Raw genomic sequence first — 18064 nt, 5'->3', positions numbered from 1 at the left:
CGGTCTCCTTATCCCCAGGCACCGGAGTGCGTGGCGTCCATGTTGATTCCGTTGCCGGAGATGTGCACCCAGATCTCGTCGTGCTCACCCACCGTGCCGAACGTGTAGTCGAGTACGACGGATCCGCTGCCGCTCATGTGCGCGGAGAACGACGGAGACTCCGAGTGACCGGAGCTCTGGCCCGCATCGCGGTCCCAGATCACCAGCGTGTAGGTGCCCGACGGGAAGTCCTGGTAGTTGACCTTCACCTTGTAGCAGTTGACGGGACAGCCCGAGTAGCCGTTGTACTCCGGCCCCTTCACCGTCTGGGCCGCGGGCTTCTTGTCACTCGGCGAGACCGTGTTCGACTTGGCGGAGTCATGGGTGGAGCCGCCCGCGACGGCGCGCACGACCATCGTGTAGTTCGAGCCGAAGTTGCCGTTGAACTGCCACCCGGAACTGTGCACCCCCTTGTCGTCGCCGTTGATGATCACGTGGTAGGTCACCGGGGTGCCGTAGGTGGTCGCGGCGCCCCAGGTGGCCGTGATCGTCTTGTCGCCGTCGGCGCCGGTCTTCAGGCGCGGGCTGCTCGGGGCACCCACGCCGGGCATCGCGGCCTTCGACGCGACGCTCGGCTTGCTGGTCAACCCGCCCTTGTTGGTGGCCGTCACCGTGAAGGTGTAGTTGCTTCCGACGGCCAGCCTCGCGGTCGCGCTCGTCGTCGTCGACTGGCCGGTCGCACCGCTGTTCGAGCGCCAGGTGTACGTCGTGATGTCGCGCCCGTTGCCGGTGGCTCCCGACCAGGTGAGCTTCACGTGGCCCGAGCCGTCGTTCGTCGGGGTGGCCGTGACCGTCGTCGGCGGCGTCGGTGTGCCGAACGGGATCGCCACGGTGCTCTGCGCGGAGGGGGTGCCGTCGCCCAGGATGTTCCGCGCGAACACCGTGAACTGGTAATGGCCGCCGTTCACCAGGCCCGTGACGGTCGCCCGCGTGCTCCCGGTGCCCACGGACTCCTCGCCGGACTTGCCGCCGTCGGAGCCGATCCATCGGATCGTGTAGTCCAGGAGCGGCTCGCCGTTGGTCGCCGGGATCTTCCACTCGATCGTGACCTCGTGATCCTTCTCGCTCAGCACATTCGGCGCGGGCTGGATCTGGCTCGGCACGTCGCGCACGGTCACCAGCAGCCGGCCCGTCACGTCGCGACTCGCGTCACCGGTCGCATCCCGCACCGTGTACGTGATGCTCACCACTCCGATGAACGAGGCGTCGGGCCTGACCGTCACGTGGCCATCGGGCGTGAACGACACGGCGGCGGAGGTCTGCGCCGAGTTGTCGACGGTGGCGCGGGTCAGCTGCAGCGGCTTGCCCTGATCGGCGAACGGGTTGTAGTCGTTGGCCAGGACGTCGATCGGTGCGGTGGCCTTGGCGCGCTGCGCCTTGACGTCGTCCTCGATCGCCTGAGCGCGCGGCCGCGTCGAGGGCACCGTGACGACGTGCACGGTGCCGGGCACCGTGAAGGAGCGGAAGGCGATGGTGAAGTGCAGGTCGGCGGTCGTGCCGACGCGGGTGCCGAGCGGTGACGACACGCTGAGCGTCGCGCCGGACAGGTCGCCGTGGATGAAATCGGTGCCGCCCGTCAGGGCGCCGTAGCGGAACTGCGAGACCACCGACCGGTTCGGATGGGCGGTCGCGGCCCGCAGGTCCACCTCCCTGGCCGGCTCGCCCGCCTCGATCTGCACCGTCATGGCGGTGAACGAGGGCGCGACGTCCGACTGGTCCGGATTGCCGACCGTCAGCGGCATCGTGATGAGCGTGACGCGGCCGGTCGGCTGGGTCGCGGTCGGTCCGTCGGTGACCTGGAACGTGATCGCGGTCTGGCCCCGGAAGCCCTTGCGCGGTGCGTAGCGCAGGGTGTTCTTGTCGACGACCAGCTTCGACCCGTCGCTGCCCGTCGCCGCCACCTGGTCCGGGTGCGCGAGGGTCACCGGGTTCCCCGAGGGCACGACGAGGATGTCCTTCAGATCCCACTGCTTCGAGCCGTCCTGCGGGACGACCGGGTGCGTGCCGGGCTTGAGGTACGGCGGCGGGCTGTAGTCCGACCCGACCCGGGGCGGCACGATGATGAACGCCTCGGCGCTGAGCTTCGGATCGTCGGGATCGACGACCCTGTAGGCGATGGCGACGCGGTGATCCTGGGCGTGCACGGTCACCCTCTGGCCGGCGACGTCGGCGAGTCCGGCGTTCGGCCCGACCGTGCTGACCTTGAGCACGTCGTTCTCGCCGTTCGGGTTCTGAATCAGGCGCGACACGTCGACCGTGTACTGGGCCTTCTTGCCGAGGTCCTCGGACGAGATGTACCGGTCCTCGGCCGTCGGCGGTTGCAGCGGCGCCTTCTTGTCGACGCGCACGATGATGAACGCGTCGTCCTCGCCGCCCTGGCCGTTGGTGATGCGGTAGCCGACGTTGTAGGAGCCCTGGGTCTTGGGCGCGACGATGAGCACCCGCGCCCCCTCGGTGTGCGCCTTCAGGTGCTTGTCGATGTGGGTGAGCTTCTTCTCCAGCGTGATCGGGTACCCGTTGGGGTCGGAGTCGTTCAGCAGCGGCTGGACGGCGATCGTCTTGCCGGGTCGCACGGAGACGGTGTCGTCGACCGCGTTCGGCGGCTGCGACTCGGCCGCCCGCGGGATCACGCCGATCCGCACCTCGCCGACCGCGGTCTTGCCGAGGGCGTCCTGCACCGAATAGCGGAAGCTGTCGGTGCCCGCCGAGGTCGGGTACGCCTCGTAGGTGAAGTGGTCGCTCGCGCTTTCGACGATGCGGCCGAGCTGCGGCGCGCTCGTGTAGCCGACCAGGGTCACCGAGTCGCCGTCGGGGTCGATGCCGTTCAACGGCACGTCGATGCGGACCTTCGCGCCCGCGAACGTGCGCGCGGTCTGCGGATCGGGCACCGGTGCGCGGTCGCCCTTGACATCCGGGGCCGTCACCGTGAGATCGACCGTCGCGTCGGCGGCCTCGCCGTACTGATCGGCGACCCGGTAGACGACCGAATAGACCCCCGGCTTCTTGGGCGCCTGGTAGCGCAGGGTGTCGCCGGAGACGAACACGACACCGTCGCCGGCCGCGTGCGTGTCGACCAGCCGGGGCTGCAGGGTCAGTTGCGCCTGGTCGGGGCTCGAGTCGTTGTCGAGCACATCGACCGTGGCGATGTCACCCGCGCGCACGGTGGCGTGGTCGTCGACGGCGATCGGCGGCTGCCGGTCGACGACGGGCGGTACCGGCACGATCGTCACGCCCGCGACCGCGCTCGCGTCGCCGTCGGAGACGGTGTAGGTGAACTGCGTCTGCGTGGTGAGGGACGCCGAGTCGCTGATCCGCACGATCGTGTTGTTCAGCACCTCGACCTTGACGCCCGGATCGAGGGCGGACGTGTCGATCGACTGCACCGCGAGCACCTTGCCGGTGGGCGACACGTCGTTGTCGAGCACGCTCACCTCGCTCGACTGGCCCTGGCGCAGGTAGGCGGTGTCGGTGACGGCGACCGGCGGGATCGCGTCCTGCGGCCGCTGCGCGAAGTCGGCCCGCACGATGCCGACCGAGGTGCTCGGCCCCGCCCCGAGCTCGTACTCGAAGTAGACGGTGCCGGGACGGCTCGATGTCACGTCGACCGTGCCCTGGTCGAGGTTGGGGGTGACCGTGGCGCCGCCCGGCACGTCCTTGACGCCCAGCAGCTGGAGCGGCTGCCCCGAGGGCGAGGTGTCGTTCTGCAGCGGGGAGATCTTGATCGTGTCGCCGGCGAAGCCCTGACCGAAGTCGGGCGTTCCCACCGGGTCGAGCGAGCCGGCGGGCTTGACGGCGACCGTGAGCTGGCCCGTGGTCGAGGCGCGCCCGTCCGAGACCGTGAAGTTCACCGTCTTGAGGCCCACCTGGCCGCTCGTGGACTGGAAGGTGAGCGTGCCATCCGGCGTGAAGCGCACCTGGTCCTGCGACGCGGGCGCGGCGTTCTGCAGCAGGATGTCGTCGCCGTCGGGGTCGCGGAAGTCCTGCAGCACGTTGTAGGTGATCGTCTGGCCGTCCTCGACGCTCACGGCGGCCTTGCGATGCGAGACGGGGGCCGAGTTGCGATCCGGCGGCACGACGTGGACGTCGACGGTCGTGTCCGCCGTGCCGTTGGGCCGGCCGTCGCTCACGGTGTAGCGGAACGACGCGCTGCCGGCCGCATCCGCCGCGGGGGTGAACTGCAGCGCGCGACCGCCGTCGATCGGATCCAGGTGGCCGAGCGAGTCGGGGATCGCCGTGAAGTCGGTGATGACCAGCACGTCGCCGTCGGGATCGGTGTCGTTGTCGAGCACGGGCAGCACCGTGGTGCGCCCCGCACGCACGCCGAACGTGTCGGGCGTCGCGGTCGGCGGGTGGTTGACGTTCGTGCGCTTGGCGAGCGTGTCCTCGAACGACTCGACGCTCGACTTCGTCTTGTCGATCTGGTCGTTCTGCTGCTCCTTGGGCGGTGTGACCTCGTCCCAGTTGTCGACGAGATGCAGCGAGTCGGCCATGACCCAGACGTTGCCGGTGTCGAGGTTGTTCAGGGCGACCACGTGGCCGTTGACCCGGAAGGCGAGCTCGTCGCCCGAGGTCTTCTGGTGGATCGTCGCCTTCTGCGGCTGCCGCCCGTCGCACGCCAGCAGATAGCGCTGCGAGGCGCCCCACGCGCCGTGGGCGCAGCCATCGACCCAGACCGGGGCGATCGCCCCGTTGCCGGAGGACGAGTCGGGGATGCCGGCCATGATCCGCGTGACCGTGCCGCCGCCGAGCGGCACCTCCATGAGCTCGTCGCGCCCCTCGAGCACCGCATATCCGTGCGCCGCGCTCGCCTGCTGCAGCTTGAGCGCGGGAGCCGGCAGCTCGACGGTCGGGCCGCCGACGACCAGGAGCTTCTTCGCCCCGGGCTCGAGCACGACCGCCTTCTCGCCCACCGACGAGATCTGATTGTCGACCGGGATGTCGGCCCCGGCCGTCGTCGGACGCGCCCCCGGCCGCGGCACGGTGACGATCTCGTGGTTCTTCGGCGAGGTCGCGACGACGACGCCCGTCGGCGTGACGGTCGCGTGCCCGCCCGCGCCCAGCTTGATGTCGGGGTGCCGGGTGGCGGGGTCGAAGCTCAGCTGGTTGCTCACGTCGATCGACCACAGCGCACCGTTGGAGGGGTCCACGATCGCGAGGGTCGAGCCGCCGAGCGCGACCTCCGCGTTCTTCGGCAGGTCGGCGCGCTGGCCGAGCGTCGTGTAGGCGGGATCGATCCGCTCGAGCGTGTGGGCCGTGCGGTTGATCAGGAAGACGTCGCGGCCGGACTGGACGACATCCATCGACGCGGTCGTCGCCTGCACCGACGCGTCGAGCTCGTCGATCTGCCTGTTGAGCCGGCCGGCGAGCTCCTGCTGGGAGTTCGTCACCCAGACGTCGCGCTGGGTGAGGTCGACGTCGCTCACCGGGAAGCCGTGGTACAGCGCCGCCACGGTGAGCGGCACCCCGGCCGCCACCGCGATCACGGCGGTCGAGCCGATCGCCTTGCGGGCGCGGCTCCAGCCGCGCAACCAGCGCAACACTCGCAACCCCCGGGTCTCATCGGACGTACTCTCGGGCCGTCCCTGAACGACGCTCGACGCTAACACGGCCCTCGAAGGGGGGCGAATGGGGAGCACTCCCCACGCGGGCGCCGAGACCGCGTCGGGGCTAGTCCGACTCGGAACCGGCGTCGTCGAGCAGCGGCAGGTCGTCGACCGAGACGAGGTGGCTCGCGATCGCGTATTCGACGAGCCGCGCCCGGCGGCCGGTCGCCAGCCGGCCCGGGCCGCCGCGGAGCCCCGGCACCCCGAGCTTGTCGAGCTTGTCGCAGACGTTGTCGAGCTTGCGATTGAAGGTGGTCATCGACCACCCCAGCCGCTTCGCGGCGTCGGCGGATGCGGGGATCGCCCCACGACCCGGAACCGACTGGGTGAGCACGCCCTCCGCGAGCGCGAGCACGAGCTGGCGCTGCGTGCGGGTGAGCGTCACGGGCATGACGGTCGTCGCGCTCGAGAGCGCCGCTCCCGAGGTGCTCGTGTTGAACCAGTCGGCCTCGGTGCGGATCGTGAAGTCGTAGGTGGTCGACCCGGCGCTGAACATGACGTGCATGACCGGGAAGACGATGGGCAGCCGCGCGCCCGGCGCGAGCCAGGCCTGCACCTGGCCGGTGCCGTCGCTCACCGTCGCGGAGAGCAGGCTGCCCACGTTGGAGAGCCACCACATGTCGTACTCGACGGCGAGGCGGAGGAAGTGCCGGTGCAGGTAGGGGTTCTCGTCGATGCTGAGGTCGCCCTCGCGCCCGATCGTGAACTCGTCGCCGGGCTGCACGACGTACTCCTCGCCGATGAAGTCGACGGTGAGCGTGCCGATGGCCGGAGCGCTGGTCACGGATAGCACCCCGTCGTCGCCTCGGAGGTGCGGCCGTCCGGTGCGATCGTGTCGAGCCTGACGCAGACCCGCTGGTTCGGGGTGAGGCCGGTCCGCACGACCACCGGCGTGCGCACCGAGGTCTTCGCGTCCGCGTTCTCGCCCGGCGCCCACTGGTAGCCCGCCGCGTTCTTCACCGGCGCGAACGTGAAGGTGACCGCCGTGCCGTCGGCGCTCGCCGTCGCGCGGACGAATCGCGGCGCCTCGGGCGCGCCGCCGATGACGGCGCTCGAGCCGGAGGCGGTCGGGCTCGGGGTCGGATCGACGGCCTGACCCCCCGTGAGCACGATCGACGTCGTCACCGCGGCGGCGACCACGACGAGGGCGACGGCGGCGAGGACGACGCGCAGGCGCGGGACGCGGCGGCCCGGCCGCGGTTCGACGGGCGCCGCGGTCGACGGATCGGGAGCCGGCGCGGCCGGCTCGGGGCGCGGGCGGATGACGGTGTGCTCGGGAGCGGACGACGCGGACGCGGGCGCCTCGGCGGCGGGCGCCTCGGGCGACACGACGGCGAGACCCCGGACCCGGGTGGGCGCGAGCTCCGCGGCGGCGACGGCCGCGGCCGGATGCCCGGCGCCGGCCGACGTCGGCGCCGGCGCGGCGGGCTGCGCGTGAATGGTCGCCACGCCGCGCACCCGGGTCTCGGGGGCCTCGTCGGTCGGGGCGACGGCATCCGGCTCGTCATCCCCGCCGATGGAGGGGAGCTCGATGCTCGTCGGTGCGTAGCCGAGCTCGAGCTCGACCCTCTGCAGGGCCCGGGCGAACTCGACCGCGGACTGGTAGCGGTCGACGCGACGCACGGCCATGCCCTTGGTCAGCACCGCGACGAGCGAGGCGGGCACGTCGTCCCGGTCGAGCCGGGTGACGGCCCCGCGCTCGATGCGGCCGATGAGGTCGAGCGTGCCGTTGGACCGGCCGGGCACCTCGAACGGGGTGCGGCCGGCGAGCAGGGTCCAGATCGTGGCGGCGAGCGAGAAGACGTCGGAGCGCACGTCGGGATCCGGATCGTCGTCGAACATCTCGGGCGGCGACCACGGCACGCTCATGCCGATCGACTGCCCGGTGCCGCCGGTCTCGTCGCCGCGCGGGATGCCGGCCGTCATGGTGTGGATCGGCAGCTCCTCCACCGCGGACGAGATGCCGAAGTCGGTGAGCGCCGGCCAGCCGTACTCGTTGGTGAGCACGTTGGCCGGCTTGATGTCGCGATGCAGGATGCCGGCCGCGTGCGCCGTCGCGACCGCGCTCGAGAGCCGCACCCCGGTGCGCAGCGCATCGGCGACCGAGAACCGCTCCCTCTTGTACTGCTCGCTGAGGCTCGGGCCGGCGCAGTACTCCATGACGAAGTACGGGCGCTCATCGGGCGTGATGTCGGCGGAGTAGATGGTGACGATGTACGGGTGCGCCGAGAGCTGCGCCATGAGGTTCGCCTCGTCGACGAAAGCGCGGCGCGCCGCGGGCGTGAGCTCCTCCGCGAGCAGCACCTTCACGGCGACGGGGCGACGCGGCAGCCGCTGCAGGTAGAGGAAGACGTCGGAGAAGCCGCCGGCGCCGAGCAGGCGCTGGTACTCGTAGCCCTGCAACTCCGGGGCGGCCGAGGCGGTCCGCCTCATGCGGCGTCCCCCGCGCCCGTGTCCGCGCGCTCGACGCGCAGTTTCGACTCGCCCAGGTCGATGACCGTGCCCGGGATCACCGGAGTCGGCTCGTCGGCGCGCAGCAGTTGGGGCTGCTTGCCGGGCAGCACGACCGAGGTGCCGTTGCGGGAGCGCAGGTCGGTCACGACGACCGTGTCGCCCTCGAGCGCCACACGCACGTGGCTGCGGGAGACGTCGGGGTCGCCCTCGATCGTGACGAGGCGCGGCATCCGGCCGTCGACGACGCGGGCGGTCGGGGCACGACCCAGGATGAGCTCCCCGACGAGGGCCTCTCGATGGCCGTCGGGCAGGACCAGCGCGTAGCGGTGCGCGGCGGCGGCAGGGGCGATCTCGTCCGGCGCGGGTCGGGTGCGGGTCGCGCGACCCCGCAGGTCTCCGCTCAGCACCGTCTCGCCGTCGTGGTCGCCGTCGTCGTCGATTTCGTCGTCGGCCGATGCGCCGGCGCCGGACTCGTCGTGGGGCGGCGCGGCCGGCGCGGAGGCAGAGGCGGGCGCGGGCGTCGGCGGGTCGGCCTCCTCGTCGACCGGCTCGGGGCGCACCGCCGCGGCCTCGACCGGCCGCACGATCGTCGCCTCGAACAGGCGGTCGTAGCCGAGTCCCCCCTCGTCGGGCTCGACCATCGTGTGCTCGTCGACGGCCGGGATGAGCGCGGGGGCGGGCGAAGGGGCAGGACCGGGGGCCGGCGCGGGGCTCGGATGCGCGGCAGCTGCGGGCGACGGCGCGCGGTCGGACGCGGGCCGGGCCGCGGACTCCCCCACGTCGATCCGGACACCGAGCACGGCGCCGCGCTCGAGCGGGAGGGCGGCCCCGGTCGACGCGACGGGAGCGACGAGCGAGGCCGAGGCGGCATCCACCTCGTGCTCCATCCAGGTGCGGGCGCCCCGCCCGGTGAGCTCGTCGACCGCGTCGCCCGCACCGGCGACCCGCACCACGGCGTGGCCGCGGATCACCGCGTGCCGCGGGCGTCCCGCCTCGTCGGTCAGCACGAGGGCGAAGTCGGGGGCGACCGAGACGCCCGAACCCGCGAGCACGTCGAGCACCGGCTGCACCGGGTCGCTCGCCGAGAGCGCCGCGAGCAGCTCCTCGGCACGCTCCGCCGCGTGCGCGACGAGCAGCGCGCCGGCCGGCCCGACGACCGCGAGCCATGCCCCGGACGGATCCGCGACCACCCGCGCGGTCATCCGATGCCCCGCGGCAGGGTGTCCTCGAGCTGGCGGGGGCGCTCGCGCGTGCCCGTGCCAACCCGGGTGGCGTCGTCGCCGCCGCCGGTCTCGACGACGATCGCGCTCACGTTGTCGCGCCCGCCGGAGGCGAGCGCCGCCTCGACCACGGCATCCGCGAGCGAACCGCCGTCGTCGCCGGTGTGCGCCGCGAAGATGTGCTCCATGCGCTCGAGCGGCAGCTCCTTCGTGAGGCCGTCGGAGCAGATGAGGAAGGACTGCCCGTCGACGTACGGCAGCAGCCAGACGTCGACCTCGACCTCCTCGAACGGGCCGATCGCCCGTGTGATCGTGTTGCGCTCCGGATGCCGATCGGCCTCGAGCGGCGAGAGCTCGCCCGCTTCGATCAGCTCCTGCACGACCGAGTGATCCACCGTCAGCTGCGTGAGGGTGCGGCCGCTCCAGCTGTAGACGCGGGAGTCGCCGACGTTGACGATCGTCCAGTGCTTCTCGCCCTCGGCCGAGACGCTGACGGCCATGCCGGTGAGCGTCGTGCCCGAGACGGTCTCCGCCCCGAGCGCGTGCACGGCGGCGTTGGCCGCGTGCACGGCCTCGACGATCGCGGCCGCCGCGGTGGGCCGACCCGCCGGGATCGCGGCGTCGATGACCTCGATCGTCGTGCGGCTCGCGACGTCGCCGCGACTGTGCCCGCCCATGCCATCGGCGACCAGGTAGACGGGGTAGCGGGCGAGCACGCTGTCCTCGTTGACCTCGCGCACCCGGCCGAGGTCGGTGCGGACGCTCACCAGGGGCTCGGCGTCCCGGGGGGCGCGGCGCGGCGGGGTCATCGTTTCATTGAACACCGGATCGGGCGGCGGCGGGGTGGGGAGCGCTCCCCATGGCCGTGTCAGCACTCGATGCGCACCGTGTAGCGGCCGAGCTCGAGGTCGGCCGGCAGCGAGACGAGCAGGCCGCCCTCGGCCGGCACGGGGGCGCGTCCCCCGGCGAGCACGAGCGTCGTGCCGTTCGTCGAATGCAGGTCGCGCACGCGCACGCCGGCCGGGTCGGGCGTGAGCAGGACGTGGGTCTTCGAGACGGTCTTCTGCGGGTCGGCGACCGTGACCGGGTGGGCATCCGGCGCCTCGTCCGGCTGCGAGGGATCCCTCCCGACGATCACGGCGCGGTCGAGGGCGATCTCCTCGCCGCCCGGCAACACGAGACGCCAGGCCGCCGGCGCGGCGGGAGCCGGCGGCGATGCCGCCGCGGGCGGCGCACCGGGCCCGGGCGCGGCCGCAGGAGCCGGCGGCAGGATCACGGGCGGCACGGCGGCATCCACCCGGGGGACCCGGCGTGTGGCGGATTCGAGCCGTGGCTGGTCCGGCGGCGGCGTCCCCGCCCCGCCCGGACGGGCGCCGGGCAGGAGGAACGGGTTCTCGCTCATGTCGCCGGCTCGAGCAGGGCGAGGTCATCCGCCGTGATCAGGCGCGTGGCCACCGCGTACTCGACGAGGCGCAGCCGACGGTTCGTCGCGAGACTGTCCCGGCCACCGCGCAGGCCGCTCACGCCGATGCGGTCGAGCTTCTCGCAGACGTTGTCGAGCTTGCGGTTGAACGCCGTGAGGGTCCAGCCGAGACGCGCAGCCGCCTCCGCCGAGCCCGGGATCTCGCCGCGGCCGGTCGACCCGCCACGCAGCAGCGGCTCGGCGAGCGCGACGACGAGCTGGCGCTGGCTGTGGGTGAGCGGCACGTGGCCGATGGTCTCGTCCGCGGAGCCGACGGTGCGCGGGGTGGGCAGCACGGGCGGGCCGAAGAACGCCGCGTCGCTCGAGATCTCGAGCTCGTAGCTCGTCGACCCGGCCCCGAACACGACCTGCACGCGGTCGAACACGAGCGGGAGCCGGGCGCCCGGCGCGAGCGTGGCCTGCACCTGGCCGCTGCCGTCGGTGAGGGTCGCCGACAGCAACGTGCCGACGTTCTCGAGCCACCAGAGGCCGACCTCGGAGCGCAGGCGCAGGAACTGGCGGTGCAGGTACGGGTTGTCGTCGACGTTGAGGTCGGCGTCGCGGCCGATCGAGAACGCGGTGCCCGGTCGCACCTCCGCGCTCCGGTCGCCGTAGCGCACCCGCAGCGCGGTGAGGGGCGGTGGCACGGTCTCGCCGCTCAGCCCGCCGCGGGAGGCCGTCCCGGCCGGCAGCGCCGACGCGGGGCCGCTCATGCCGTCTCCCGCACCGTCATCATGACGCCGCCACCGAGGTCGATGACCGTGTCGGGCAGCACGACCGCGGGCTCCCCCGCGCGCAGCCGCCGCGGTGCCGCACCCGGCATGGTGACGCTCGTTCCGTTCTTGGAATCCAGGTCGGTCACGACGACGGCGCCGCCGGCCACCTCGATGCGGGCGTGCGTGCGCGAGATGTCCTTGTCGCCGGCCGCCACGACGACGAGCCGGGGCGGACCGCCCGATGCGTCGTGTCCGGGGTCGCTCGGCGAGCGCCCGACCAGGACCGGACGGGTGAGCGGCTCGACGTCGCCGCCCGGCAGCTCGAGGGCGAGCACCGGTCCGGATGCCGCGGCCACCGCCGGCGGCTCGGCCGGCTCGTGCTCCTCCAGCTCGTCCACGAGCACCGTGCGCCCGTCGTGGTCGCCGGGGCGTGCGGGGTCGGGATTCGGGATGCGCACCGAGTCACCCGAGATCGTGCGGTAGACCGTGTCGCCGAAGAGGAACGCGTAGGGCTCGTCCTCGACGGCAGGCGCGCCGGCGGCAGCCGCCGCGGGAGCGGCGACCGCGGCGATGGGGGCGACGGGAGCCGTGGCGGGCGACGCCGCACGCTCCTCGCGCGCCGGCACCAGCGTCGTATGCGCGTCGGCCTCGTCGAACCGCTCGGCGGCCCGGCCGACGACACCCGAAACCGCCGGACCGCCCGGCAGCAGGGTCCAGCTCGACCCCGGCACCCTCAGTCGCAGCTCGTCGACGCCCTCGAGCACGCGCTCGGTCCACGTCGTGACGCCCGCGCCCGAGAGCCTCTCGGCCCCGGCATCCACCTCGGCCGCGCCGCGGAGCACGATGCGCGCGATGCCGCCGGCCGCATCGATCAGGGCGAAGTCGGGCGCCGCGGCGATCCCGCCGCTCACCAGGCGCTCGAGCGCCGCCCGGAACCCGTCCGGTCCCGCGAGTCGCGCCGTCAGGTCGCCGATCTGCGCGGGGTCGCCGACGGCGAGCACCGCATCCCCGACCGTCGCAACGGTCCATTCCCCCGTCCCGGGGTTCGTCCTCAGGATCATGAATGCCTCCTCGGCCTCGTGTCCTCGAGCTCGGTCCCCAGCATCCGGTCGAGAGTCTGCTCGTCCACGGGCGGCTCCGCCAGTCCCGCGAACTCGGGGCGTACGATCACCGCGCTGACGTTGTCGTGGCCGCCTGCCCGCACCGCCGCCTCCACCAGGTCGTGGGCATCGGCACCATCGGCGAGCATCCCGGCGATCGCCGCGTCGTCGAGCTCGCGGGTGAGCCCGTCGGAGCACAGCAGCAGGGCCGGCTCGTCGCCCGGCAGTCGCAGGTCGAGCACCCGCACGTCGGGCAGGGCCGTGTCGTGGGGCCCGAGCGCGCGCGTCACCACATTGCGATCCGGATGCCGCTGCGCCTGCTCCGCATCGATGATCCCGGCATCCTGCAGCTCCTGCACGAGCGAGTGATCGCTCGTCAGCCGGTGCAGCACGCGGCCGTCCCAGCCGTAGACCCGTGAGTCTCCGACGTGCACGACCATCCACGCCGCAGGGTCGACGAGGACGACGGCGGCGAGAGTCGTGCCGGCCATGCTCTGCCCGCCGACCCGGCGCACGTCGGCGTTCGCTCGCCGCACGGCCTCCCGCACCTCGGACGTCGTCGCCGGCCGGTCGGCGGGCAGCACCGCGCGCAGCGCGGCGACGGCGGCCGCGCTGGCCCGGTCGCCGAGCGCGTGACCGCCCATGCCGTCGGCGACGGCGAACACCGGCGCTTCTGCGAGCACCGCGTCCTCGTTGACGGCACGAACCGTCCCGCGATCGGAGGCGACGCTCACGCGCAGCACCAGCTCGCCGTCGGCGACGGTCAGCCGCTGCTCGGTCGCGCGGGCGCTCATCGCGCTCCGCCGCCGGGCTCGCCGGTCCTCGGCACGGCGGCCAGGCCCCGCGCCGCCATCCGCCGCGCCCAGCCGGTCAGCGACGACAGCCGGTACCGGCGCAGCACACGGCGCCCCCGGGACAGGCGGTGCTCGGTCGACTGGATGACGGCGAGCGCCTCCGCCCACACCGCGTCGGCCTCGGCGGCGGTCGCCGGGCGGGCCGCGAACACGAGCTCGTCGGTGCGCCGGGCCAGGGGCTCGAGCGTCGCCGTGGCCGTCGCGGTTCCCACGGCATCGGGCGCGCGTCCCGCGGCCGGCAGCTCCCGCAGCCGCGCGTCGAGCGCTCCCGCGACCCGTGCCCGGGTGCCCGGTGGAGGCGGCCCGATGCCGAGCTCGTCGAGCCGATCGACGAGCTCCGACCACGCCCCGGCGGCGGCGTCCGGGGCGCGGGCCGCCGCGCGTCGGCGCCGCATCCTGCGCGCCTTGAACAGGGCGACGACGAGGGCCGGCAGGAGCACGATCGCCAGGGGGATCAGCACGCCGAGTCCCGCCGCGACCACCCAACCGGGCAGGCCGAACAGCGACACGTCCTTCTTGTCGCCGTCGTCGATCTTGACGTTGGTGACCAGGTCGTTCTCGTCGCTGTTGCTGCGCGGCGGCTGGCGCACCTGCGGCTGCGGCTCGGTCTGGGGCTTCGGGTTAAGCGCCTGCGGCACATCGGTCTGGGTCGGCGTCGGGTAGAACGGCACCCAGCCGACGCCCTGGAACGCCACCTCGACCCACGCGCTCACGTCGTGGCCGGTGATCTTGCGCGGCGTCGCGGGGTCGGCGCCGTCGGGCACCTTCGGGGCGAAGCCGAACACCACGCGGGCGGGGTAGTGCAGGCTGCGCGCCATGAGCGCCATCGCGGAGGCGTACTGCTCGTCGTCGCCGACCATGACGTTGCCCGAGAACAGTTGCTCCATGCGGTCGGCGCCGTGCCCGGCGAGCGACGCGACCGTGTCCGACGACGTGCCGTGCGAGAGGTACCCCTTGGTGTGCAGGGTCTGCTCGATGTTGCGCAGCTGCCCGATCGCGCTCTTCGCGGAAGCCGCGAACTCGGTCGCCTTCGCTGCCACGACATCCGGGATGTCGGTGACCGGCCCCAGCTGCACGTTCGCGGTCGGCACGCTGCGCAGCTGGTCGTCGTCGGGCGCAGCCCGCTGCGTCTGCGCCGTGATCCGCACGGCGTCGCCCCGGGCGAGGCCACCGAGCAGCACCGTGCCCCCCGTCGCGGCGTTGTAGCGCAGGCTCTGCCGCGCGGCGTCGCCGAGCCCGGCGCCGCCGGGGCCCGTCACGGTCAGGGCCTGCGTGTAGCCCGGCGTCGGGATCCACACGTCGTCGTAGTCGCCGACCGTGATCGTCAGGGTCTGCCGACCCCCCGGCCGCACGAGCGGCGGAGCCGGATAGGCGCCGCCCACGAGCTCGAAGCTGCCGGATCCGCCGCTCGCGACCTGCGCACCCGCGACGTCCCAGACGTGGCCGTCGTAGCCGTCCATCGTGGCGAGCCGCAGCCGCTCATCCGGTTTCAGCCCGCGCACCGTGAAGATGGTCCGGTTCGCGTCGATCTTGGAGTAGCGCCGGAACCCCGACAGCGGGCTTGCGACGTCGATCGGCTGGAACGGGGGCTCGACCTTCTCGCGCAACACGAAGCGGTCCTGCGGCGGCGGCACGAGCACCGAGCCGCTCACGGCCCCGAGCACGACGGCCGCGCCGATGACGATCGCGGTGCCCGTGACGCGGCGCCCGAGGGTGCCGCGTCGCCGCTCGACCCGGATCTGCTCACCCGTCGTGCCCCGCCATCCCAGCCAGACCAGCGCGATGGCGGCGAACAGCACGCCCCGCACGCCCGGGTAGTAGGGCTGCTGGGTGCCCAGCAGCACGCTCCCGACGTAGAGCGCGGCCGGCCCGAGCACCAGCAGCGACGCGCGTGCCGCGGTGCGCCGGCGCGGCAGCCAGCGGGCGGCGAGGGTGGAGCCGACGAGCCCGACGACCCAGGCCGAGGCGTAGGGCACGACCGTGACGTAGTCGGGCAGGTCGACGGGCGCCCGCAGCGTCAGGATGTCCGCCCAGCCCCACACGGCGCCCACGCCGAGACTCTGCACGCTCGTCAGCGTCGGCACGACGGCGGCGAGCGCCTGCTCCGGCACGGCGAGCGCGCTGCCGAACAGCAGGTACGCGACCAGCGCGAGCGCGACGGTCAGCAGCACGCCGAACCGGAGCGCTCGGGCGGCGAGCGCGGCGCCCGCGCCGACGACGAGCCCGCCCGCGCCGGCGAGGAGCCAGCCGAGATCGTGATAGCTCGAGGCGAGCCCGACCACGCCGATCATCGCGAGCAGCAGCGGTACCACGACGTCGACCCAGGTGCGGAACGACATCGGCGCGCGGCTCACGAGATCCTCCGCAGCAGCTTCGGCAGGTCGCCGAGCTCGGTGACCGTCAGCACCCGCAGCCGCGACACGACCTGCAGTCGCGGCTCGCCCCCGCGCTCGACCCGGATCGCGACGAGGTCGGTGTCCGGCGGGAAGGCGGTCTCGATGGCGCGCAGCTCCGCCACCGGGGTGCGCGATCCGGTGACGAACACGACGACCGCGGGTGCCGGCAGCAGGGCCGTCGCCGCGCGGGCGAAGTCGCGCGGGGTCGCATAGCGCTGCACGGGCGCGAGCCGGCAGCTGTCGTCGAGCAGTGCGCCGACGGTCGCGGTGCGCAGCTCGGCCTCCTCGCCGAGGATGCGCGAGCGGGTGCCGTCGCGGATCGTCTGCACCGCCACGGACGCGGCGACCGACACGCCCAGCTCGAACTCGGCATCCGGATCGTCGGAGTCGGGATCGGCGTATGCGCGCCGCTCGGCGTGGTGCAGCAGCACGAGGTCGCTGCGCCGGGTCTCCTCGAACTGGCGCACCATGATGACGCCCGTGCGCGCCGTCGTGCGCCAGTGGATGTAGCGGCGATCGTCGCCCGGCACGTAGGGGCGCAGCGCGTGGAAGGCCAGGTCGTTGCTCGTGAGGGTCGGCGTGGTGCGGCCCTCGAGGTCCTTGACCAGCCCCGCGGCCGACGGCGCCAGCAGTGCGGTGCGCGGATGCACGAACAGCTCGATCGGATCCGCCCACCGCACGCGGCGGCGCAGCAGCCCCAGCTGATCCCCGCGCACCGCGATCGCGGGACCGGCGACGATCACGGCGCGGTGCGCGGTGGGCACGGCGAACAGCTCCTCGTGCTCCGCGCCGGGGGCGAGCGCCGGGATGTCGAACTCGGCCCGTCCGCGCCCCACCGGCAGCTCGAGCCGGCCCGCACTCGCGCGCCGCGACCCGGCGTTGGCGACCAGCAGCCGTCCGAACGCGCGCTCCCCCGCGACCACCCGGCGGGGCGAGAGCTCGATCGTCACGCGATAGCTCGCGCGGCCGATGAGGAACAGCGCCGCGACGAGGAGCCCGCACACCAGGGTCAGGGCGAGGTAGCTGAGCTCGGCCCAGCCGAGCACCGCGCTCGCGACCCCCGCCGCGACCGCGGCGAGCGCGACGATCGCGCCCAGCGGGCTGACGATCCCGGCCACCGGTGCGCACGCCGCGGCGACCCGCCCGGCGGCGAGCCGGGCGAGTCCGAGGAGCGAACGCAGCGCGGTCATGCGGTGGCGTTACCGGGCCCGCAGCTCGGGCGGCGCGATACCGTCGACCACGCCCGCGACGACCTTCTCGGCGCTCTGGCCGGCGAACGCGGCCTCCGGATCGAGCACGAGACGGTGGGCGAGCACCGGCACGGCGAGCTCCCGCACGTCCTCCGGGGTGACGTAGGCGCGCCCGGCCGCGAGCGCCCACGTCTTCGCAGCGCGGGCGAGCGCGAGCGCTCCGCGCATGCTGACGCCGAGCTGCACGTCACGGTGCTCACGGGTAGCCGCGGCGATCCGCGCCAGGTGGTCCATGACCGCGGGATCGGTGTAGACGCCGTCGGTCAGCCGCGCCATCTCGGCGATCGAGCGGGCCGCGATGATCGGTACGACCTTCGCGGCGCGGGCCCGGTTGGCCGAGTCGAGCAGCAGCGCGACCGTCGTGTCGTGGTCGGGGTAGCCGAGCGAGGTCTTGACGAGGAAGCGGTCGAGCTGCGCCTCCGGCAGCGTGTACGTGCCCGCCTGCTCGACCGGGTTCTGCGTCGCGATGACCATGAACGGCGAGCCCACCGCGTGGCCGGTGCCGTCGACGGTGACGACCCCCTCCTCCATGACCTCGAGCAGCGCCGACTGGGTCTTCGGCGATGCGCGGTTGATCTCGTCGGCGAGCACGATCGAGGCGAAGATCGGTCCCGGGTGGAACTCGAACAGGCCCTTCGCCTGGTCGTAGATCGAGACACCCGTCACATCCGAGGGCAGCAGATCCGGCGTGAACTGGATGCGCGAGGTCGTGCCGTCGATCGTGTTGGCCAGCGCCTTCGCGAGCACGGTCTTGCCGGTGCCGGGCACGTCCTCGAGCAGGATGTGGCCGTCGCTCAGCAGCGCCGTGAGCACGAGCCGGATGGCGTCGCGCTTGCCGAGGATCGCCTGGTCGATGTTGGCGACGAGCTTCTCGAACGCATCGGCGAACCAGCCGGCCTGCTCGGTGGTCACGGTGACGGCCTCGGTGGGCGGCACGGCGGCGGTCGCCGCGGGCGTCGCGTTCGCCGCG

12 protein-coding genes are annotated in these 18064 nt (G+C 73.3%); all 12 read right to left on the bottom strand.

Annotation, left to right across the window (positions count from 1 at the left end):
* Positions 1-8: 8 nt before the first annotated feature.
* Positions 9-5579: an Ig-like domain-containing protein gene (locus tag ABD285_RS08080; RefSeq protein ID WP_344201811.1), complete on the bottom strand. Its 5571-nt coding sequence runs from the start codon at positions 5577-5579 to the stop codon at positions 9-11.
* 127 nt (positions 5580-5706) lie between these two features.
* A complete protein-coding gene (locus ABD285_RS08075) occupies positions 5707-6408 on the bottom strand; it encodes an FHA domain-containing protein (RefSeq protein WP_284255598.1) in 702 nt (233 codons plus the stop codon).
* Positions 6409-6422: 14 nt separating this feature from the next.
* Positions 6423-8075, bottom strand: a complete 1653-nt coding sequence (locus ABD285_RS08070; protein ID WP_344201808.1) for a serine/threonine-protein kinase — start codon at positions 8073-8075, stop codon at positions 6423-6425.
* Positions 8072-9298 carry an FHA domain-containing protein gene (locus ABD285_RS08065; protein WP_344201805.1) on the bottom strand — a complete coding sequence of 409 codons (1227 nt, stop codon included), beginning with the start codon at positions 9296-9298 and terminating at the stop codon, positions 8072-8074. The genes ABD285_RS08070 and ABD285_RS08065 overlap by 4 nt, the downstream gene beginning before the upstream one ends.
* Positions 9295-10125 (bottom strand): PP2C family protein-serine/threonine phosphatase, encoded by an 831-nt coding sequence (locus tag ABD285_RS08060; protein ID WP_344201802.1) that lies wholly within the window; start codon positions 10123-10125, stop codon positions 9295-9297. Before ABD285_RS08060 ends, ABD285_RS08065 begins: the two co-directional genes overlap by 4 nt.
* Before the next feature lie 59 nt (positions 10126-10184).
* The gene (locus ABD285_RS08055) at positions 10185-10718 is read right to left on the bottom strand and encodes an FHA domain-containing protein (protein ID WP_284253065.1); all 534 of its coding nucleotides are present in this window, start codon (positions 10716-10718) and stop codon (positions 10185-10187) included.
* Positions 10715-11491: an FHA domain-containing protein gene (locus ABD285_RS08050; protein WP_284253066.1), complete on the bottom strand. Its 777-nt coding sequence runs from the start codon at positions 11489-11491 to the stop codon at positions 10715-10717. The genes ABD285_RS08055 and ABD285_RS08050 overlap by 4 nt, the downstream gene beginning before the upstream one ends.
* The gene (locus ABD285_RS08045; RefSeq protein WP_344201798.1) at positions 11488-12555 is read right to left on the bottom strand and encodes an FHA domain-containing protein; all 1068 of its coding nucleotides are present in this window, start codon (positions 12553-12555) and stop codon (positions 11488-11490) included. Before ABD285_RS08045 ends, ABD285_RS08050 begins: the two co-directional genes overlap by 4 nt.
* Positions 12552-13388, bottom strand: coding sequence for a PP2C family protein-serine/threonine phosphatase (locus tag ABD285_RS08040; protein WP_284253068.1), 837 nt, complete (start codon positions 13386-13388; stop codon positions 12552-12554). Before ABD285_RS08040 ends, ABD285_RS08045 begins: the two co-directional genes overlap by 4 nt.
* Positions 13385-15802, bottom strand: coding sequence for a transglutaminase TgpA family protein (locus ABD285_RS08035; protein ID WP_344201795.1), 2418 nt, complete (start codon positions 15800-15802; stop codon positions 13385-13387). Before ABD285_RS08035 ends, ABD285_RS08040 begins: the two co-directional genes overlap by 4 nt.
* The gene (locus ABD285_RS08030) at positions 15799-17034 is read right to left on the bottom strand and encodes a DUF58 domain-containing protein (RefSeq protein WP_344201792.1); all 1236 of its coding nucleotides are present in this window, start codon (positions 17032-17034) and stop codon (positions 15799-15801) included. The genes ABD285_RS08035 and ABD285_RS08030 overlap by 4 nt, the downstream gene beginning before the upstream one ends.
* A 9-nt stretch (positions 17035-17043) precedes the next feature.
* Positions 17044-18006 carry an AAA family ATPase gene (locus tag ABD285_RS08025; protein ID WP_344202465.1) on the bottom strand — a complete coding sequence of 321 codons (963 nt, stop codon included), beginning with the start codon at positions 18004-18006 and terminating at the stop codon, positions 17044-17046.
* Positions 18007-18064 lie beyond the last annotated feature (58 nt).

This window comes from Pseudolysinimonas kribbensis (assembly GCF_039531715.1).
In the GTDB taxonomy this organism is placed as follows: Bacteria; Actinomycetota; Actinomycetes; order Actinomycetales; family Microbacteriaceae; genus Pseudolysinimonas; species Pseudolysinimonas kribbensis.
This window is presented reverse-complemented; position numbering and strand designations above follow the sequence as displayed.